The organism is Rhizobium sp. ZPR4 (genome assembly GCF_040215725.1).
Lineage (GTDB): Bacteria > Pseudomonadota > Alphaproteobacteria > Rhizobiales > Rhizobiaceae > Rhizobium > Rhizobium rhizogenes_D.
In genome coordinates this window covers 125,425-144,050 of record NZ_CP157969.1, presented here as the reverse complement: position 1 = coordinate 144,050, position 18,626 = coordinate 125,425, and the positions used below count along the sequence as shown (strand labels likewise).

Annotated in this window: 20 protein-coding genes; 14 read left to right on the top strand and 6 right to left on the bottom strand. The window is 60.3% G+C overall.

The features are described from left to right. Nucleotides 1-53 precede the first annotated feature (53 nt). Nucleotides 54-719 (bottom strand): GntR family transcriptional regulator, encoded by a 666-nt coding sequence (locus ABOK31_RS28535; protein ID WP_349962795.1) that lies wholly within the window; start codon nt 717-719, stop codon nt 54-56. Between the two features lie 217 nt (nt 720-936). Here ABOK31_RS28535 and ABOK31_RS28530 point away from each other — a divergent pair, with 217 nt between their 5' ends. From ABOK31_RS28530 to ABOK31_RS28495, 8 genes are all read left to right on the top strand, one after another. Further along, nucleotides 937-1,965, top strand: coding sequence for a 4-hydroxythreonine-4-phosphate dehydrogenase PdxA (locus tag ABOK31_RS28530; RefSeq protein ID WP_349962191.1), 1,029 nt, complete (start codon nt 937-939; stop codon nt 1,963-1,965). 269 nt (nt 1,966-2,234) lie between these two features. Further along, on the top strand, nt 2,235-2,675 hold the full coding sequence (locus tag ABOK31_RS28525) for an acetyl-CoA carboxylase biotin carboxyl carrier protein subunit (RefSeq protein WP_174172478.1): 441 nt from the start codon (nt 2,235-2,237) through the stop codon (nt 2,673-2,675). Then, nucleotides 2,675-4,057 carry an acetyl-CoA carboxylase biotin carboxylase subunit gene (locus ABOK31_RS28520; protein ID WP_349962189.1) on the top strand — a complete coding sequence of 461 codons (1,383 nt, stop codon included), beginning with the start codon at nt 2,675-2,677 and terminating at the stop codon, nt 4,055-4,057. Before ABOK31_RS28525 ends, ABOK31_RS28520 begins: the two co-directional genes overlap by 1 nt. After that, nucleotides 4,054-4,479 carry an acetyl-CoA carboxylase gene (locus tag ABOK31_RS28515; RefSeq protein ID WP_349962188.1) on the top strand — a complete coding sequence of 142 codons (426 nt, stop codon included), beginning with the start codon at nt 4,054-4,056 and terminating at the stop codon, nt 4,477-4,479. The genes ABOK31_RS28520 and ABOK31_RS28515 overlap by 4 nt, the downstream gene beginning before the upstream one ends. Continuing rightward, nucleotides 4,476-5,183: a 5-oxoprolinase subunit PxpB gene (gene pxpB, locus ABOK31_RS28510; RefSeq protein WP_349962186.1), complete on the top strand. Its 708-nt coding sequence runs from the start codon at nt 4,476-4,478 to the stop codon at nt 5,181-5,183. Before ABOK31_RS28515 ends, pxpB begins: the two co-directional genes overlap by 4 nt. Beyond that, complete coding sequence (locus tag ABOK31_RS28505; protein ID WP_349962184.1) at nt 5,180-6,175, top strand: biotin-dependent carboxyltransferase family protein; 996 nt, start codon at nt 5,180-5,182, stop codon at nt 6,173-6,175. The genes pxpB and ABOK31_RS28505 overlap by 4 nt, the downstream gene beginning before the upstream one ends. A 31-nt stretch (nt 6,176-6,206) precedes the next feature. Further along, complete coding sequence (locus ABOK31_RS28500; protein WP_349962182.1) at nt 6,207-6,974, top strand: 5-oxoprolinase subunit PxpA; 768 nt, start codon at nt 6,207-6,209, stop codon at nt 6,972-6,974. 46 nt (nt 6,975-7,020) lie between these two features. After that, complete coding sequence (locus tag ABOK31_RS28495; RefSeq protein WP_349962180.1) at nt 7,021-8,226, top strand: pyridoxal phosphate-dependent aminotransferase; 1,206 nt, start codon at nt 7,021-7,023, stop codon at nt 8,224-8,226. 45 nt (nt 8,227-8,271) lie between these two features. Here ABOK31_RS28495 and nac read toward each other — a convergent pair whose 3' ends face one another. After that, complete coding sequence (gene nac / locus ABOK31_RS28490; protein ID WP_092713764.1) at nt 8,272-9,177, bottom strand: nitrogen assimilation transcriptional regulator NAC; 906 nt, start codon at nt 9,175-9,177, stop codon at nt 8,272-8,274. 242 nt (nt 9,178-9,419) lie between these two features. Between nac and ABOK31_RS28485 the strand changes: the two genes are divergently transcribed. The 6 genes from ABOK31_RS28485 (at nt 9,420) to ABOK31_RS28460 (ending at nt 14,066) form a co-directional block, all read left to right on the top strand. Next, nucleotides 9,420-10,199, top strand: coding sequence for an SDR family oxidoreductase (locus tag ABOK31_RS28485; protein WP_174172471.1), 780 nt, complete (start codon nt 9,420-9,422; stop codon nt 10,197-10,199). Then, nucleotides 10,196-10,903 carry an ABC transporter permease subunit gene (locus ABOK31_RS28480; RefSeq protein ID WP_174172470.1) on the top strand — a complete coding sequence of 236 codons (708 nt, stop codon included), beginning with the start codon at nt 10,196-10,198 and terminating at the stop codon, nt 10,901-10,903. The genes ABOK31_RS28485 and ABOK31_RS28480 overlap by 4 nt, the downstream gene beginning before the upstream one ends. Next, a complete protein-coding gene (locus ABOK31_RS28475) occupies nt 10,900-11,658 on the top strand; it encodes an amino acid ABC transporter permease (protein ID WP_349962177.1) in 759 nt (252 codons plus the stop codon). Before ABOK31_RS28480 ends, ABOK31_RS28475 begins: the two co-directional genes overlap by 4 nt. Then, nucleotides 11,655-12,425: an amino acid ABC transporter ATP-binding protein gene (locus ABOK31_RS28470; protein ID WP_174172468.1), complete on the top strand. Its 771-nt coding sequence runs from the start codon at nt 11,655-11,657 to the stop codon at nt 12,423-12,425. Before ABOK31_RS28475 ends, ABOK31_RS28470 begins: the two co-directional genes overlap by 4 nt. 31 nt (nt 12,426-12,456) lie before the next feature. Continuing rightward, nucleotides 12,457-13,293 (top strand): ABC transporter substrate-binding protein, encoded by an 837-nt coding sequence (locus ABOK31_RS28465; protein WP_349962175.1) that lies wholly within the window; start codon nt 12,457-12,459, stop codon nt 13,291-13,293. A 98-nt stretch (nt 13,294-13,391) separates the two neighbouring features. Beyond that, nucleotides 13,392-14,066: a 4-carboxy-4-hydroxy-2-oxoadipate aldolase/oxaloacetate decarboxylase gene (locus ABOK31_RS28460; RefSeq protein WP_349962173.1), complete on the top strand. Its 675-nt coding sequence runs from the start codon at nt 13,392-13,394 to the stop codon at nt 14,064-14,066. A gap of 81 nt (nt 14,067-14,147) precedes the next feature. Here the strand turns inward: ABOK31_RS28460 and ABOK31_RS28455 are convergent, their stop codons facing one another. The 4 genes from ABOK31_RS28455 to ABOK31_RS28440 form a co-directional block, all read right to left on the bottom strand. Next, nucleotides 14,148-15,101: a sugar-binding transcriptional regulator gene (locus tag ABOK31_RS28455; protein ID WP_349962171.1), complete on the bottom strand. Its 954-nt coding sequence runs from the start codon at nt 15,099-15,101 to the stop codon at nt 14,148-14,150. A 21-nt stretch (nt 15,102-15,122) separates the two neighbouring features. Beyond that, nucleotides 15,123-16,589, bottom strand: a complete 1,467-nt coding sequence (locus ABOK31_RS28450; protein ID WP_349962169.1) for an FGGY-family carbohydrate kinase — start codon at nt 16,587-16,589, stop codon at nt 15,123-15,125. Between the two features lie 178 nt (nt 16,590-16,767). Next, entirely contained in the window at nt 16,768-17,724 is a 957-nt protein-coding gene (locus tag ABOK31_RS28445; protein ID WP_349962168.1) for a transketolase family protein, read from the bottom strand. After that, nucleotides 17,724-18,533 carry a transketolase gene (locus ABOK31_RS28440; protein WP_349962793.1) on the bottom strand — a complete coding sequence of 270 codons (810 nt, stop codon included), beginning with the start codon at nt 18,531-18,533 and terminating at the stop codon, nt 17,724-17,726. The genes ABOK31_RS28445 and ABOK31_RS28440 overlap by 1 nt, the downstream gene beginning before the upstream one ends. Between the last annotated feature and the right edge of the window lie 93 nt (nt 18,534-18,626).

Here is an 18,626-nt window from a genome sequence, read left to right as displayed (position 1 = left end):
ATGTCAGGCGGGCTAGGCTTCGACACCCTGCTGCCGTGCTCACGCAGGCGCCGTCAGAGCGAGGCCTCGACCCGCTCCCAAGCAGCCGACAGATGCCGCTCTATGATTTCGGACAGGCGAGCCGCATCCCGGGCTTCCAAAGCCGCGATCATCTCTTCATGCTCGGAGACAGCCTTGGCCCAATTCTCTTCGCCCTCATGGCTGACGAAGCGCATTCGTTTCAGGCGCCCCTGCAGCATGCCGTGGGTATAGGCCAGCGGCTCGTTGTCGGAGAGGGCCACGATGGCCGAGTGAATGCTCTGATTTAGCTTGTAGTATTCCATGCGCCGATGCTTGCGATAGTGGCCAAGCATCTCTTCGTGCAGGGATCGAATATGGGCGATCTGCTCGTCGGTGGCGCGTTCGCAGGCGATGCCACCCGCCAGAACCTCGAGGGTCTTGAGCACAAGCAGCATGTCCCTGAGATCCTTGGCGCTGAACTGGCGCACGACAGCCCCCCGGCTCGGTACGAGCTCGACAAGTCCCTCGCTCGCGAGGAATTTTATCGCTTCGCGCAAGGGTGTGCGGGACACGCCGAGCCGTTGGCCCATCTGGGTTTCATGGATGCGGGAACCGGGCGGCAGCTCGCCCTCGATGATCATGTCGCGCAGCCGGTTGACGATTGCGTCGTGAAGCGACATGCGGGCAATCGGCCCGGACCCGCTCGCCGATGCATCCATCACGCTCGAAAGCGGATCGGAGCCTGCAACCATGTCCATCCCCTGGTCTTCAAAAGTAACGACGTTGTTCTGGACGTATCTTTTCCACCCATGACTGTCCAGCCCGGGATCGCCGACGAGCAACCTTTCTACATTTTGTATTCTGTATACAGAATACTTGACGCTGTCCCGTCGCTTCGATAGCGTCGCTTCATTCACGCCAGATCGGGTAGCCAAAATGAATGACATGCGCGCGGCTTATCGTCCCCTCATCGCACTTGCCATGGGCGACCCCGCAGGCGTCAGCCCCGAATTGGCGGCCCGACTGCTTGTTTCCGAACGGGTGCACCAAGCCGCGCGGCTGGTGGTTATCGGCGACCGCCGTATTCTGAACGATGGAGCGGTGGTTGCGGGTGTAATCCCCGAGCTGCAGCCGGTGTCCTTGAGCGATATCAGCCGGCAGGCAGTGACAGCGCATGCCTTCGTGGACCTCGGCAATCTGGCGCCTGCCGATGTGCGCAGAGGGGAGGCGGCTCTCATCGGAGGGCGCTTTGCCATTGAAAACTTCCGCAATGCCCTCGAACTTGGCCGTGACGGCAAAGTGGATGCGGTATGCTTCACGCCCTTCAACAAGAAGGCCATGCGCCTTGCCTATCCGGGCTATGACGACGAAATTCGCTTCATCGCCGATGTGCTGCAGTTCCGGCAGAAGATGCGGGAATTCAACGTGCTGGAAAAGATCTGGAATGCGCGCGTGACGTCGCATATTCCGCTTTCGGCCGTTGCCTCCCACATGTCGCAGGAAGCCATTCTTGCGGAACTCGATCTTACGCGGAGATGCTTGGTCAAGGCCGGGATCGCCGAGCCCAAGATCGCGGTAGCCGGGCTCAATCCGCATGCCGGCGATGGCGGCAGCTTCGGTATGGAGGAAATCGACATCATCGAGCCCGCCGTCATCCGGAGTGTTGAGATGGGCTGGCAGGTCGAAGGACCGTTTCCTGCCGATACCGTATTCCTGACGGCGTTGAAAGGCGGCTTCCACGCAGTTCTAACCATGTATCACGATCAGGGTCAGATCGCGATGAAGATGATGGGTTTCGATCGCGGCGTGACAATGCTCGGTGGATTGCCGTTCCCTGTCTGCACACCCGCGCATGGTACAGCCTATGATATTGCCGGCAAGGGCATCGCCAATGTCGGCGCCAGCGAGGAGGCCGTCTTGCTTGCTGCGCGGATGGTTGCGCAAGGCGAGGCGAGCGCCGCCTGACCTCCCGGAACCGCCAGCCCCAACGTTCGGATCTGGCGATTTGCCGTACCTGACGCCAAACCTCGCGAGCGATTCTGGTTCCTGGCGAACAAAATCACCTTGAGGCCTTGATAAATCGATTGGCTACAGCTGTCTCATCGAGCGTGGGGCTGCGTCATCAAAAGTTCCTTTGACCCCATCGTGAAAGCCATCGTGTAGGGAGGAAGGCAGCCAAACGCTGTCATTACCCATTGGATTGCGGGAGGTGCTCCGAAATACCGAGTTCTCGCATGGATCTGTCGAAGATAAAAACACTGATCGATTTTGTTGGACGATCCAACGTTACCGAGCTCACGGTAACGGAAAAGGATGTTACGGTTCGGATCTTCCGAACGCTCAATCCGACGGATTCGTTTCCTTCAGCGCAGATGGCTGCCAGCGTAGCAACTGGTCGCGCTGAACAAGGCTGCGATATTTCAGAAAAGTCGCAAGGCACCGCTGTGACCGTGAAGGCGCCGATCTTCGGTGTCTTGCACCGGGCACCAGCACCCGGGCAGGAGCCTTTCGTCAAGGTTGGCGACGCGGTGGAGGAGGGGCAGACGCTCTTCATCATCGAAGCGATGAAGGTCTTCAACAAGATCGCGGCCCCGCAGGCTGGCCGCATCAGGCACCTTACCGAAATAGATGGCGGTGAAGTCGAGACGGGCGAAGTCCTGGCGGAGATCGCGTAGTGGCGGAAGCTCTCGACAAGGCGGGTCGACGTTTCGATACGGTCCTGATCGCAAATCGCGGCGAAATTGCTGCGCGAATTCAGCGGGCCTGTAGCGAACTCGGCCTGAAGACGGTCGCGATCTGCTCCGAAGCCGATAGGCGGGCGCCTTACGGCAAGACCGCTGACACCTTTCTGTGCATCGGTCCCGCGAACGCGACCGGCAGCTATCTCAATCAAGATGCGATCCTCCTTGCCGCACAGCTGACCGGGGCGGGTGCGATCCACCCCGGCTACGGGTTTCTGTCCGAGAATGCTGCTTTTTCCGAAGCTGTGGAGAAAGCCGGCCTCGCATTCATTGGCCCCGAAGCCTCCTCGATCGCGATCATGGGCGACAAGATAGCGGCGAAGCGGGCAATGATTGCTGCAGGTGTCCCTTGCGTGCCCGGTCCTGATACGTCTCTTCCGGACGACCCGACTTCCGTCGAGCGGACCGCCCAGGAGATTGGTTATCCCGTGATCATCAAGGCCGCCGGCGGCGGAGGCGGCAGAGGGATGCGGGTAGTTCCTGACGCAGGCGAGCTGCATGAGGCCATTGCTTTGACGCGGGAAGAAGCCCGTCAGGCTTTCGGCTCGCCGGCGCTCTACATGGAGAAGTTCCTCCAGCATCCGCGTCACATCGAAATTCAGGTGCTCTGCGATATCTACGGCAATGCCGTCTGGCTCGGGCACCGTGATTGCTCGATGCAGCGCCGGCATCAGAAGGTCGTGGAGGAGGCCCCGGCGCCCGGGATTTCTTCGGAAGTGATCGAGCCTGTCAGTCTGGCCTGTGTGGAAGCCTGTCGGCAGATCGGCTATCGCGGCGTCGGAACCTTCGAGTTCCTTTACGAAAATGGGGCTTTCTATTTCATCGAAATGAATACGCGTCTGCAGGTCGAGCATCCCGTTACTGAGACGACCAGCGGGATCGATATCGTCCAAGCACAGATAATGGTCGCCCAGGGTCTTCCCCTTGAAATACGCCAGGACGATGTGGCGTGTGCCGGCCATTCCTTCGAATGCCGCATCAATGCCGAGGATTCCGAAAGTTTCCTGCCTTCGGCAGGCACGATCTCCGATCTGGCACTGCCGGAAGGGTCGGGTATCCGGGTCGATACCCATATTCACGCCGGCTATCGGGTTTCGCCCTATTATGACTCACTGATCGCCAAGTTGATCGTTCATGCGTCTACCCGGGCAGAAGCCATGGCCAAAATGCGCGAGGCGCTTGCTGCCACAAGGATAGAAGGGATTTCCACCAACCTGCCGTTACTGCGCATGTTGTTCGAGGATGAAGGGTTTGCCCGCGGCGAGACAGATATTCACTATCTGGAGCAATGGCTTCGGCAGAGGAGGGCGGCATGAGTGCGATCGACTTTAGCGATCCTTCGACCATCGCGGCTCTGGCTGATGCGCTGACGGCGGCGGGCGTCGATGGCATAGAAATTTCGCGACCGGGCGGTAATCTACGCATCATCGTCTCGAAGGCTGCGGGCGCCCAAATCAAGCTGACAGGAAATGCGCAGCCCGAGCCGGCGATACCGATGGCGATCATCAAAGCGCCAATGGCTGGTCACTTCTATCCATTGCATCCTTCGGATTCCGATGCAGCCGAGCGTCTGCCTCGCAGGGTCTCAAACCGGGATGTGATCGGCTTTATCCGCATTAGTTCCGTTCTGCTTCCCATTCCCGCCGGCAGATCCGGTTCGCTGGCCAGGCAATTGGTGGAGCCTGAAACCCTGGTCGGATTCGGTGATCCCCTGTTCGAAATCGAGCCGCTGCCATGATTGCTACGTCGAACACCATCACCTCGTCGCGCGAAATCGTTCCCGCCGCCAAGGGCCGGGCACGGATTTCCTGCATCGGCACGCGATCTTTCTTGCTGGAAGCGCCGGGCGAATTCGATTTGCCCGCGCAGCGATGGATCTGGGCTTTGGCGCGGACGGTGAGGGGCTGGACCGATATAGCGGAAGTAATCCCCGGAATGACCAATCTCCTGGCGATCCTCAAGGAGACGCCGGAGGACCCCGATCTGGTCACGCTCCGGCTTCTTGAGGCATGGAACAACGCCGAGAGCTTGGACCTCGCGGGAAAAGTCATCGAAATCCCGGTTCACTATGGTGGCGCCTATGCAATCGATCTTCCCGCCATCTGCGACTTTTGCGGCTTGAGCGACCGTGAGGTCGTGCGCCTGCATCACGAGGCGAGCTACCGCGTCTTCGCCTTGGGGAGCGCTCCCGGTTTCGGCTATCTGCACGGGCTCGATCCGCGCATCTATATGCCACGCAAGACCGTTCCATCGCTCAGGATGGAGAAGGGCAGCGTCACGATCGGTGGAATGCAAACGGGCGTTGCGATGCTAACTGGCCCGAATGGCTGGAATTCCCTCGGCCACGCCGAGCTGCAGATGTTCGATCCGACCTCAGCGACGCCGGCTTTGATGATGCCCGGCGATATCGTCCGCTTTCTGCCGGCAAGGATCGAGCTATGATCGAGATCATTGAAACCGGCCCATTCAACACGATCCAGGATCTCGGCCGTCCCGGCTATCGCGACATCGGCGTCACAGCCAGCGGCGCGATGGACCCTCTTGCGGTGAAGATCGGCAATATCCTTGTTGGCAACGACGACGATGCGGCTGCGATAGAGGTTCAGACCTTTCCGTTCAAACTACAGTTCGTGACGGGCGGCGTCTTTGCCGTCACGGGTGCGGATGGCAGCCCCGTACTGGACGGACGGGAGCTGATTGCCTGGTGCACGCACGTCGCCGAGCCGGGCCAGATCCTCGAGCTAAGGCAGCCACTTAGGTTAGCACGTGCTTACATCGTCTTCCGTGGAGGGCTGGATGTGCCGGTTCTCATGGGCTCGCGCAGCACGTCCCTGCGCGGCGGCTTTGGCGGCAATGCCGGTCGCGCGCTCATCAAGGGCGACCGGATTGAATTTGGCACATCCGCCGATGCGCTCCCCCTGCCGGCAAGTGGTCTTGCCGTTGTCGAGCCTGCGATCGCCTTGCGCGACTTTTTCCCGGCCATGATCGACGGCGCGTTGCCGATCCGTGCGATACCGGCCGGCGAGCATGAGTTGTTCGCCGGGGATGGCGAGGCCTTCTGGAGCCAGAGCTGGAGGATATCGTCGAGCAGCGACCGCACCGGCTATCGCCTGTCCGGCGAACCGATCAAGCCGACGGCGACGGTCGAAATGCGCTCGCATGGCGTGGTGCCCGGCGTGATCCAGGTGCCCCCGGCCGGCGAGCCGATCATCCAGATGAGCGATGCCAATACCGCGGGTGGCTATCCGAAGATCGCCGGCGTCATCGAATGCGATCTGTGGCGGCTCGGCCAGGCGCGTATCGGCACCCGACTCCGCTTCGTCCGCTCGACGCATGCGGAGGCGCGTGCGGTTGAACAGGCCGTGGCCCGCTATGTCGGGGACGTCAGGCGAACGTCGCAAATGGTCAAGCGCGCCTTGAAGGCGATGGCCTGATGAGAGTGGCAGGGACCAAGAGGAGGAGCAGGTGAAAATCGATCTGAATTCCGACATGGGCGAAGGTTTCGGTCCTTATCGGCTATGCGATGACGAGGCGATGATGAAGATCGTGTCGTCTGCCAACATCGCCTGCGGTTTTCATGGCGGTGACCCGGAAACGATGGCGCGCATGGTGCGTCTCGCGAAGGAGAACGGTGTCGGCATCGGCGCGCATCCGGGCCTGCCGGACCGATCCGGTTTCGGCCGGCGCGAGATGCCGTTCCAGCCGGACGAGCTTCGGCAGCAGATGCTTTACCAGCTCGGCGCGCTGATTGCGATCGCCAGGAGCGAGGGCATGACCGTCGGACATTTCAGCTTTCATGCGGCCATGGGCAATATGGTCAACCGCGATGCGGCGCTCGCCGATCTGATGATGAATGCCATCTCCACGGTCGATCCGCGTCTGGTCGTCTTCGTGACGTCGGGCAGTGAAATCGAAAAGGCGGCAAGGCGCGCGAAACTCAAGACGCTGGCGCTGTTTCTGGCCGACCGCGCCTATGATGCCGACGGCAGGCTCGTCACCCGCGGTCTGCCGGGCGCGCTGGTTAAGGACGAGGCCGCGGTTCGCAAACGGGTGCGTCGCTTTCTGACGGATGGGACCGTCGAGGCGATCGACGGCAGCACGCTTGAAATGCCGGCCCGGTCGATCCTCGTCCACAGCGATACGCCCGGCTCGCTCGACCTTGCCCGTATCATCCGCAGCGAAATCGAGGCTTCTGGTGCGACCCTCGCGCCCGCGGCAGAACTTGCATCCTGATCGCCTCCGGCCACCAAGTTTTCATTTCCACTGAAAGAGCACGCCAATGCCCTCCACAGCCGATCGCCTGAAGAACGTTTCCATCTCCGCCTCCGCCGCCATGACCCAGCGCGCCCGCGAACTGGCCGCCAAGGGCATCAAGGTTGTCAGCCTTTCATCCGGGGAGCCGGATTTCCCGACCCCCGCCCATGCGATCGAGGCAGCGCACGCGGCTGCACTCGGCGGCGATACCAAATATCCGCCGATGGACGGCACGCCGGCGCTGAAGGCCGCGATCAGCCGAAAATTCAAGCGCGACAACAACCTCGATTACGATGCAAGCCAGATCGTCGTTTCCGGTGGCGGCAAGCAGGTGATCTTTAATGCGATGCTGGCCACCTGCAATCCGGGCGACGAGGTCATTATTCCCACGCCGTCGTGGGTCAGCTACGCCGACATCGTCAAATTTGCCGGCGGCGTCCCGGTTGTTGTCCCCTGCTTCGAGCAGGCCGGGTTCAAACTGCGTCCGGAGGACCTCGAGGCGGCGATCACGCCGCGCACCAAATGGCTTCTCCTGAATTTTCCGAACAATCCGACTGGTGCAGCCTGCTCGCGCGCGGAAATGGCCGCGATCGCCGAGGTCATGCTGCGCCATCCGGATGTCTGGATACTCACCGACGATATCTACGAGCACCTCGTCTATGACGGGTTCGAATTCTGCACGATCGCCGATGCCGAACCCAGGCTCTACGATCGGGTCCTGACGATGAACGGCGTCTCGAAGGCCTATGCCATGACCGGCTGGCGTCTTGGATATTGCGCCAGCGGATCGAAGGAATTGATTGCCGCGATCAGCAACGTCAACGGTCAGAACAGCGGCGGCATTGCAACCGTCACGCAGGCGGCGGCGATCGCGGCGCTGGAAGGTCCCCAGGATCTTTTGAAGGAGCGGGCAGCAATCTACAGGGAAAGGCGCGACTTCGTTCTCGATCAACTGTCGAAGGTCGATGGACTGCGCTGCCACAAGCCGGAAGGCGCCTTCTACATCTATCCCAATATGTCCGGCCTGATCGGCAAGACCACCAAGGGCGGACGCAAGATCGAGACGGACGTCGATTTCGTCATGGCGCTGGTCGATGAGCACCATGTCGCGACGGTGCAGGGTTCCGCTTACGGCATGAGCCCCTATTTCCGCATCTCCTATGCGACGAGCATGGAGAAGCTGGGCGAGGGCTGCGCCCGTATCGCTGAGTTCTGCCGCGATATGCGCTGAGCGGCGATGTTACACGCTTCCGGCCCGATTTCCGGGTCGGAAGCTTTAGACTTTCAACTGCTCGGTCAGCTCGACGAGGATGTCCTTGACGGCAAATGCAGGCTCCGACAGCGAATTCTGATCGGAGGTGCAAAGCGACAGCGTTTCCTCGATCCGCGGCGAGATCAGCCGGCAGACGAGAGGCTCGCTCGATTCCGACACGATGCGGTCGGCGATCGCCTTCGGCATGATGGTCGCGCCTAGTCCGCTGCCGACGGCGCGCGCCAGCGTTCGCACGATTTCGACTTCGGCCACGACCTTGAGATTGATGCGGCTGCGCGTGAAGGCGGCATCGACGGCCCGGCGTACGAAATTGTAAGCCGGCGGCAACAGCATCGGCATCCCATCGAGTGCGCTAACGGGCACGGGTTTCTGGTCTGAATCGATCGCGAAATTGCGATGGGCAACGAGGTAGAATTCTTCCCGGAGGATCGGCTCGAACCGCACGCCTTTGATCGGCCCCGTGCCGTGGATCAGGGCCATTTCCAGCCGGCCGGTCATGATCATCTGGCTATAGGTCTGGCCGACGCTCTCCGTCAGATGAAGCAGAATTCCGGGGTGCCTCTTGCGTGTCTCCGCCAGAAGGTCGACGGAAAGCGTGGCGGCGCTGCTGAAGGGCACGAGGCCGACCGAGACGCGTCCGGCAAGCGAATTGCCGGCAGCGGCGGCATCGGCTTGCGCCTGTTCCATCTGACGCAGAATGATCTGCGCGTGCCGATAAACCGCGTGCCCGGCATCGGTCATGCTGACGCCCTGCTGGCTCCGGATCAGGAGTTTCTGGCCGAAATGTTCCTCGAGCGCCGCCAATTGCTGGCTCAGAGCCGGCTGGGCGAGATGCAGGATATCGGCGGCCCGCGTAATGCTGCCGCTATCGACGATGGCAATGAAGGATTTGAAGCGTCTGATATCCATGGCATCGATTACTGTTCTGTTTTGGCGGGGCATGTTTGCAGACGCGCATCTGTTTTGCAACGCAGGCTGATGTCGGAACGCCATGCCGGCTCTTGCAGAAAAGTGCAATCGCCCGCAGCGATGGCCAGTCCGCTTGCGGCCGGCACATCTCCATAAAAGTTGCTTATTACTCCAAAAGTAATCGGTCTTAGGCAAGGAGTTGAAGCTCCGCTAATGTCCAAACCAACAAAAAGGGGATCAGAATGCCATTCTCCGATTACAAGACCGCGCTGGTCACTGGCGCCTCCTCCGGTATCGGCGCCGCCGTGGTGGAGCGGTTTTGCCGCGAGGGCATAGAGGTGCATGCGATTGCCCGCAGTGCCGGTGCCCTGAAGGAACTGGCCGAGCGCACGGGATGCATCGCCCACGTCATCGATGTGTCGGATCGCGCCGCAATCGCCGATCTTGCCAACCGGGTTCAGTTCGACATTCTGGTCAACAATGCCGGCGTCGACCGGCCGAAGAAATTCCTTCAGGCGGACGAGGAAGACATCGATCTCCTCATCGATGTCAATCTTCGCGCCGTGCTGCATATCTGCCGTCTGGTCGTGCCGGGGATGGTGACTCGCGACCGCGGGCACGTCATCAACATCTCCTCGATTGCCGGAAACTACAATTTCGGCGGCAATTCAACTTATCATGCCGTCAAGGCTGGCGTCGCCATGCTGTCGAACCAGCTGCGCATCGATGCATTCGGCAAGCGGGTCCGCGTCACCGAGATCTGCCCTGGTCGTGTTGCGACCGATATCTTCAACCACGTCCATGGTGATGACCCGAGCGTGCGCGAACGCTTCATTGACGGGTTCGAGCTGCCGCAGGCGGCCGATATCGCGGATGCGATCGCCTTTGCGATTTCAGCGCCGGTCGCGGTCAATATCGGTCATATGGAGATCACCCCGACATTGCAGGTGATGGGCGGCCTGCAGACGGCAAAGCCCGAGACATCCGCCGCCACCTATGATGCGGAAGGTGCGAAGCGGTGAGCGGGTTCGATCTGTCGGCCATCCTGAGGAATCCGGATTACGTCGCGATGCTCTTGCAGGGCATCGAGATGACCTTCGTCATCTATATCGGCTCCTGGCTCCTTGCGATGACGCTGGCCATCCTGCTTTTTGCCCTCCGGGTCTCGCCGCTTCGCATCGGCGAGCCGATCGTGAAAGCCTACGTCTCCTACCATCGCAACGTGCCGACGCTGGTGCAGCTGATGTTCTGGTATTTCGGGATCTATACGCTGATGCCGCAAGGCGTCACCGACTGGCTTGCCGACCACAATGCCGAGGCGATCTTCGCCATCATAGGCCTGGGGCTGTGCCAGGCCGCTTATTTCAGTGAGGATTTGCGCTCCGGGCTGCGGTCGGTCGGCCCAGGGCAGATGGAAGCGGCCAAGGCGCTCGGGCATGGCTACATTTCGGCCATGCGTTTCGTCATCATGCCCCAGGGCGTGCGCAATGCCCTGCCGCCGCTCATCAATCACAGCGTATCGCTGTTCAAGAACAGCAGTCTCGCGATCGTCGTAGGTGCGTCAGAACTTACGCATGCTGTCAAGGAAATCGACAATGTCAGTTTCCGCACTTTCGAGATCTATCTGATCGGTACGGTCATCTATCTCTTCTTCTCCCTCATCATCATGGCCTTCGGCGCATATATCTCCCTGCGCAGCGATCCGGTGCGGAGGGCGCGCGCGTGATCCAGGATATCATCAAGATCATCCATGATTATTGGCTTCTGCTGCTGATCGGCCAGTATCCCAATGGCCCGCTGGGCGGTCTTGCCAATACGCTCATCCTTTCGGCGCTTGCCATCGCGCTCGCATTCCCCGTCAGTATTCTGCTTGCCATGGCCCGTCTTTCCAAATGGGCGGTTCTCAGATGGCCGGCAACCGGCCTCGTCTACGTCACGCGTGGCGTTCCGCTGCTGATGTTGATCCTCTGGTGCTATTTCATCGTTCCGCTATGGACGGGGGCGGATGTCCCAAGTTTCCTGATCATGCTGGTAACGCTCATCATCTATGAGGGCGCGTTCCTGAGCGAGGTCGTTCGCGCCGGTATCGTCTCGCTCGGCCAGGGGCAGATGGATGCTGCGAGAGCACTTGGCCACAGTTACATCGGCGCGATGCGTTTCGTGATCCTGCCGCAGGCGCTCTACAACATGATCCCGAGCATGATCTCGACGTTCGTTTCGACGATCAAGGACACGACGCTCGGCTACATCATCAACGTGCCGGACCTGACTTTCGCGGCAAGCCAGGTGAACAACCAGCTGCTGTCGCAACCCTTCCAGGTCTTCTTCATCCTCGCCGTTGTCTACTATGCGCTCTGCTGGAGCCTGACCCATGTCGCAAACAGCGTTGAACGGCGGATTGCCCGGCGGCGAGCCGGACCACGGAAGATACAGCTGCGCAGCGATGTCGTTCCCTTAAAAACATTCACGGAGCAGCTATGAGCATCCCAGTTCCCGCACCGCAGGACGGCGCTCGGGAGATCCGTCTTCACGCGGTCTGCAAGAGCTACGGCCATTATCAGGTGTTGAACAACATCAATGCCGATGTCAGCCGCGGTGAAGTTGTCGTCATTTGCGGACCGTCCGGTTCCGGCAAGTCGACACTGATCCGCACGATCAACCGGCTGGAAGAGATCAATAGCGGTTCGATAGATTTTGAGGGAAAGAATATTCATGCCGCGATGGGCGCTGCCGAGCTCAATCGGCTGCGCAGCCGGATCGGCTTCGTCTTCCAGAATTTCAACCTGTTTCCCCATTTGTCCGTCGTCGACAATGTTTCGATGTCGCCAATCCGGGTCAAGGGCGTGCCGGCGAAAGTGGCGCGCGACAAGGCGCTCGCATTGCTTGATCGCGTCGGTCTCGCCGACAAGGCGAATGCCTATCCAGGCCAGCTTTCAGGCGGTCAGCAGCAACGCGTGGCCATCGCCCGCGCCCTCGCAATGGAGCCGCCGGTCATGCTCTTCGACGAGCCGACGAGTGCGCTTGATCCCGAGATGGTCGGCGAAGTCCTGAGTGTCATGAAAAGCCTGGCGGCTGAAGGGATGACGATGCTCTGCGTTACCCACGAAATGGGCTTTGCCCGCGACGTGGCCGACCGGATCTGGTTCATCGATGCCGGCGAGATCCTGGAGACTGCGCCTCCCGAGGAATTCTTCAAGAGCCCCCGTCATCCCAGAGCTCAGCGCTTCCTTTCGGATCTGCGCCACTAAGCACCTGAAATCGATAACAAGGAGAACAGCAATGAACTGGAAATGCTTCACCGTGACATTGGCGCTTTCCGGCGTCGCCATTGCCCTGCCGGCCAAGGCGGATCAGCTCGACACCATCATGTCAGCAAAGACGCTTCGCTGCGCGACCTATGCCGACGTGCCGCCGTTTTCCTCGCCCGACCCGAAAACCCGCGAAATGGTCGGCTTCGACGTCGATCTGTGCCGGGCGATTGCAAACGAACTTGGCGTGAAGGCCGAGATCAAGCCGATCTCAGTCGAGGCACGTGTTCCCGAAGTGAAGCTCGGCCGCGTCGATATCACGGTCGCCAACCTTGCCTATACGCTCAGCCGCGCCGAACAGATCCAGTTCAGCGATCCCTATTACATCGCCAAGGAAATGCTCATCGTCCCCGCCGATGACGCCGGCAAGACCAAGGCCGATTTCGAAGGCAAGCGTCTTGCCTCGACCAAGGGCTCGACTTCGGAACTGGCAATCAAGCTCAACAAGTCCGACCCGTTGACCTTCCAGGACACCGGGTCTGCCTATCTCGCCGTTCAGCAGGGCAAGGCGCGGGGTCTCGTCGCCAACACCATGACGACGACGCTGCTTGTCAACGAATCCAAGACGAAGGGCAAGCAGATGCGCATGATCGACGACCCCATGCTGCTGGAGCCGGTCGGTATCGGCATGCAAAAGGATCAACCGGCGCTGACCGCAAAGATCAACGAAATCCTCCATAAGCTCGACAGCGCGGGCGAGATCAACAAGATCTGGGAGAAATGGCTTGGTCCGAATACCGAGTACAAAATGACCCGTACCGAGAAGGTCGTCCCGATCACCGAATTGAAGTTCGATCCGATTCCCTGACGAAGGGCCGCCTAGTTCGGTCAGTCATCCATCCGAAAATTGTCATCGATTACAGGCGGTGGGCGCACCCACCGCCGGCTTAACCATGGGAGGTTTCCGTGACCCACATCAAAGATATTGCCAAGCGCCCAAGCAAGGCCGACATCGACGCACTCGCCAAATTTTCGCCTGCAACGATCCATGAGGCTCAAGGTCGCCGTGGTGCGCTGTCCTCGCGGCTGAAGCCCGTGGATTATCGCATGAAGCTATGTGGCCCGGCGTTCACGGTGAAATGCGCGCCGCGCGACAACATCATGCTGCAGCTTGCGATCAACTTCGCCAAGCCGGGCGACATCATCGTCGTCTCCGCGGGCGAATATGAGGAAGCCGGCTCCTTCGGCGATGTGCTCGCCAATGCCTGCCTTGCCAAGGGCATTGGCGGCCTGGTGACCGATACCGGCGTGCGTGACACGCTGCAGCTGAGGGAACTCGGATTTCCGGTCTTCTCGCTCAGCGTCTGCATCAAGGGCACGGTCAAGGAAACGATCGCGGCAGTCAACGATCCGGTCATTGTCGGCGGAGAGATCATCAATCCGGGCGACATCGTCATTGGCGATGCCGACGGACTGGTCATCGTTCGCCAGGAGGAGGCGCAGGAGGTCGCCCGGCTCTCACAGGCTCGCGACGAGGCCGAGGCCGGATACATCGAGGCCTATAAGCAAGGAAAATCGGTCATCGAAGTCAGCAAGCTTGAAGCTGTATTGAAGGCCAAAGGCCTCATCGTTGATATCTGAGCTGACGACGGCTGCTGCTTTCACAGCCAATCCCGTAGGCGGCGATTCCAGTTAGCGACAGATTGTTGCTGTTGTGGCCGCCTATGATTCAATAAGTCGCTCGGCGCTGAACTTGTCCGTTATCAGTGTATCGATAACTCCAATCCTCAGGGCGCCAGCAATTGCCGCGGTCTTCTTTGCTCCGCCGGCAAGCGCGATGACCCGATCAACCCGTTCGAGATCTTCGAGCGGGAAGCCGATGACGCGCTCGTCGAGCGGCGTCTTAACAGGCTTGCCGTCCTTGTTGAAAAAACGCAGCGATATATCGCCGACAGCGCCTGCCTCGGCGAGATCGGCAAGCTCCCGTGACGAGAAGATATTACCGGATCTTGCAAGCAATTCCGATGGCTCGACGGCGCCAATCCCGACGATGGCGAGCGTGATGCTGCCGAAGAGGTCCATCGTCTCCCGCACGAACGGATCCGCCTGCATCAAGAGTTTGGCCTCGCGCGAGGTCGTGACGCCCTGCACCGGAAGCAGCTTCGGCTCCGCGCCGGTCAGTCGCGCAAGGCGGGTGGTAAGCTGGGTGGCATGCGTCTGGACCGACGGGTCGCCCATGCCGCCAAGCGTCTGGACGACGTACTTGGCTTGGGCGCTCTTCTGGGGATGAATGTTTTCCACCATCCTGAAGATCGTCTGGCTCCAGCTCGACACACCGATGATCTCGCCGGGTGCAAGCGTCACCTCCAGAAGATGCGCGGCAGCTTCGCCGATCCGCGCCATGACGGCTCCGTCCCGGTCCTCGGTGCATTCGACGACGATCGCCTCGGGGAGACCGTACTTCTCGCGCAGCCCTCCTTCGAGTTCGCTATAGGTGCCGACGGGCGGAATAACACTTGTGCGCACGATGTCTTCCGCCTCGGCCCGCTTCAGCATTCGCGAGACTGTTGCCTGCGACAGGCGAAGATGCTGCGCGATATCCGCCTGCCGCTTGCCCTCTATGTGGTACATCTGGGCAACTCGTGAAATGAGGCGGAGTTCGTTAAGGCGAGCCATCGTTGATCCCGGGGTGAATTTTTATTCACCTTTAACCGGAGTTGTGCGCAACGTCGAGCGGGCCAGCGCATCATTCCACCTGTTCACGAGGCCCGTACCGTCGATGTTTTCCGGCTCGATGACTTCAGTATTTCTCGGAAGCGCCGCGATGGCGTCGAGATCCGGCCAGAGGCCGATCGAAAGACCGGCAAGATAAGCGGCTCCCAGCGCCGACGCTTCCGGGGCCTCACACTGGATGACAGCGTGCTTTACCAGGTTCGATACGCATCGCATGAGGAAACGGTTCTGGCTCGGTCCGCCGTCGACGTAAAGCTTGCCAAGTTCGCCGCCGCTTTGTGCCCGCATCGCCGTGATTACGTCATGAACCTGCAAGGCGATCGAGTCGGTGACTGAGCGTGCCATCTGTGCGCGGGTGGTGCTGAAATTGATCTGCGAAAAGAGAGCGCGGGCGTCGGAATTCCAGTAGGGCGCCCCCAGCCCGACGAAGGCTGGCACGAAGCCTGGGCCGTCCGGTTCGGCGGTGGCTGCAAGGTCAACCAGGGCAGCAACGTCCGGGAGGCCCAGAATGCCGGCCATCCATGGCAGGCTCGCAGCGCACACGAGGATATTGCCTTCGAAGGCGAAAGTCGGCTGCCAGGCGATGCGCCAGGCGACCGTTGTGGTGATGCCATTGCGTGGTGCGATGAAGTGCGGAAGAGTGGTCATGACCGAAGACCCTGTTCCGAAGGTCGCCTTGCCATCGCCGGGATTGAAGGCTCCGTGGCCGAACAAGGCGGCATGGCTGTCCCCGATGGCCGATCTGATCGGTGTGCCGTCCGGAACGCCGGCAAGACCCTGCGTGGTTCCGAAGTCCGCGGAGCTGTCGAGCACTTCCGGAAGGAGCCGGATATCGACCTCGAAAATCTCGCCCAGTTCCTCGCTCCAGGCTTGAGCCGCGAGGTCGAACAACTGGCTTCGGGCCGCATTCGAGGCATCGCAGACGTGCTTGCGACCACCGGTAAGGCAGTGGATGAGCCAGCTATCGATCGTACCGATGCGGACCTTTCGCCCATGTGCGACCCGATCGAGAAGCCACCGGAACTTCGGGCCGGGAAACATAGGATCAAGAGGAAGGCCGGTCAGCGCCTCGACGCGCTCGGAATGTCCATCGGCGATGAGACGCTCGCAATCCGGCGCCGTGCGTCTGCATTGCCAGCTCAGTACCGGTCCAAGCGCCTTGCCCGTTTCGGCATCCCAAATAGTAACGGATTCCCGCTGGTTGGAGATCGCTATCGCTTCGATTGTCGCACCAGGCGCGCCTTGCAGGCAAAGTGCGATCGCTTCGCAGACGGATGCGTAAATCCGATCTGGATCCTGCTCGACCCAGCCGGGCTGTGGATAGGAGATGCCTACCGGAGCCGAGCCTCTGGCAATGATGTCTCCGCTCTCGGAGACCAGCGCCGCCTTGGAATTGGTGGTTCCCTGGTCGATTGCCAGAATGGCCCGCATTATATCCTCCACCAGAGCATGACGCCGAAACGTGTGAGCGGTGCTCGAGCGACATCTTGCTCTACTTCTGTGATTCTAGAGCGGATTCAGATTTTAGGCCGATTCGACCTAAAATCATCCGGCTCTAACGACAAGGCCGGGGCGGCAAGCCGCCCAGGCTTGAATGCGTGCTGTTTGCCTACTTGCGCTTGATAAGTGCTTGCGCGGCGTCCGCAATAGCCGACGGGGCCATGCCGAATTCGTCGAGCAGGAACTCGGCCGAGCCGGTCGGCGCGTAGATGCCGGGAACGCCGAGGCGGGTCATCGGAACCGGGGCATTGTCGACCACAACTTCGGCCACGGCCGATCCCAGCCCGCCAAAGATCGAATGCTCCTCCGCCGTCACGATCGCGCCGGTTTCCTTGGCAGCCGCAATGATGGCATCCTCGTCGATCGGACGAACCGTGGCGAGATTGAGCACCCTGGCCTTGATGCCGCGCTGCGCGAGGATATCGGCGGCCTGCATCATGCGATGGGTCAGAGTTCCGTTTGCGATGAGCGTGACATCGGAGCCTTGCCGCAGGAGATTGGCCTTTCCAAGCTCGAACTTGTGCCCTTCCGGCAGGAGGTCGGGCACGCCGACGCGCGACAGGCGCAGGAAGCAGGGGCCATTGTAGCTTGCCGCCCATTCCACCGCGGCCGCCGTCTCGATACGGTCGCAGGGCGCGATCACCGGAAGGTTGGGCAGAACGCGCGTCCAGGCGAAATCCTCGATCGAATGATGGGTCGGACCGAGCTCGCCGTAGGCCATTCCGGACGAAATGCCGACGAGCTTGACGTTGGCATTCGAGTAGGAGATGTCGGCCTTGATCTGCTCGAGCGATCTACCTGTGAGGAACGGCGAAGCACCGCAGACATAGGGGAGGCGTCCGCCATTGGCCAGGCCCGCGCCGACGCCGACCATGTTCTGCTCGGCAATGCCGACATTGACCAGGCGGTCGGGAAATTTCGACTTGAAGCCGCCGAGCTTCGAAGATCCGACCGAATCGTTGCAGACGGCCACGATCGTTTCATTCTCGGCGGCAAGGCGTTCGAGCGTCGATGCGAAAGCGTCTCGGCAGTCGTGGAGCTTGGGTGCATTCACAGGCGCGTTCATTAGAGTGCCTCCGACAATTCTGCCAATGCGACTACGTATTGTTCCTTGCTCGGAACCTTGTGATGCCAGTCGACACGATCCTGCATGAAGGAGATTCCGTGCCCCTTGTTGGTATGGGCCACGATGCAATGGGGGCGATCGCTCCGGTGTTCGAGGGCGGGGACAACCTCATGCATATTGTTGCCGTCGATTTCGCTGACGTCCCAGCCAAAGGCTTCGAGCTTCGGGCGAAGCGGCGCGATGTCGTTCGTATCCGAAAGTGCCGCCCCCTGCTGGAACCGATTATGGTCAACAATCAGGGTCAGATTATCAAGCCGGAACTGTGCGGCGGCCATGATCGCTTCCCAATTTGAGCCCTCCTGCATCTCGCCGTCGCCGGTGATGACATAGGTATGGTAGCCGGCGCCTGACAGCTTGGCTGCCTTGGCCATGCCGACCGCGACCGGCAGGCCGTGCCCCAAGGGACCGGTATTGGTTTCGACGCCCGGTACCTTGTTGCAATTGGGGTGGCCATTGAGCCTCGAATGCGGCTTCAGGAACGTCGAGATTTCGTCTTCCGGAATGAAGCCGCGTTTTGCCAGCGTGACATAGAGCGCGCATGCGGTATGTCCCTTCGAAAGTACGAACCTGTCCCGATCAGGATGTTTCGGCTGATCCGGCCAGATACGCAGGACGCGGAAGTACAGCGCGGCCAGAAGGTCGATTACGGACATCTCGCCGCCAATATGTCCGGCACCTGCCTCGTAGACTGCCTGGAGGTCTCGCAGACGTATCTGACGAGCAATACGTTCAAGTTCGGAAGGCTCCATCATTTCCTCGTGTGAATAAATATTCATCTATTTATATTTTTGCACAGGAGGATCGTTAGTCAAGCCCCCGCGGATGAGTTGTTGTCAAAACAG

Excerpts from the sequence above, each read along its gene's own strand:
- ABOK31_RS28515 (WP_349962188.1), top strand. The coding sequence starts at position 4,054 with ATGAGTGCGATCGACTTTAGCGATCCTTCGACCATCGCGGCTCTGGCT.
- pxpB (WP_349962186.1), top strand. The coding sequence starts at position 4,476 with ATGATTGCTACGTCGAACACCATCACCTCGTCGCGCGAAATCGTTCCC.
- ABOK31_RS28535 (WP_349962795.1), bottom strand. The coding sequence starts at position 719 with ATGGATGCATCGGCGAGCGGGTCCGGGCCGATTGCCCGCATGTCGCTT.
- ABOK31_RS28505 (WP_349962184.1), top strand. The coding sequence starts at position 5,180 with ATGATCGAGATCATTGAAACCGGCCCATTCAACACGATCCAGGATCTC.
- ABOK31_RS28450 (WP_349962169.1), bottom strand. The coding sequence starts at position 16,589 with ATGCGGGCCATTCTGGCAATCGACCAGGGAACCACCAATTCCAAGGCG.
- ABOK31_RS28525 (WP_174172478.1), top strand. The coding sequence starts at position 2,235 with ATGGATCTGTCGAAGATAAAAACACTGATCGATTTTGTTGGACGATCC.
- ABOK31_RS28455 (WP_349962171.1), bottom strand. The coding sequence starts at position 15,101 with ATGGCTCGCCTTAACGAACTCCGCCTCATTTCACGAGTTGCCCAGATG.
- ABOK31_RS28485 (WP_174172471.1), top strand. The coding sequence starts at position 9,420 with ATGCCATTCTCCGATTACAAGACCGCGCTGGTCACTGGCGCCTCCTCC.
- ABOK31_RS28445 (WP_349962168.1), bottom strand. The coding sequence starts at position 17,724 with ATGAACGCGCCTGTGAATGCACCCAAGCTCCACGACTGCCGAGACGCT.
- ABOK31_RS28495 (WP_349962180.1), top strand. The coding sequence starts at position 7,021 with ATGCCCTCCACAGCCGATCGCCTGAAGAACGTTTCCATCTCCGCCTCC.
- ABOK31_RS28465 (WP_349962175.1), top strand. The coding sequence starts at position 12,457 with ATGAACTGGAAATGCTTCACCGTGACATTGGCGCTTTCCGGCGTCGCC.
- ABOK31_RS28470 (WP_174172468.1), top strand. The coding sequence starts at position 11,655 with ATGAGCATCCCAGTTCCCGCACCGCAGGACGGCGCTCGGGAGATCCGT.
- ABOK31_RS28440 (WP_349962793.1), bottom strand. The coding sequence starts at position 18,533 with ATGGAGCCTTCCGAACTTGAACGTATTGCTCGTCAGATACGTCTGCGA.
- nac (WP_092713764.1), bottom strand. The coding sequence starts at position 9,177 with ATGGATATCAGACGCTTCAAATCCTTCATTGCCATCGTCGATAGCGGC.
- ABOK31_RS28530 (WP_349962191.1), top strand. The coding sequence starts at position 937 with ATGAATGACATGCGCGCGGCTTATCGTCCCCTCATCGCACTTGCCATG.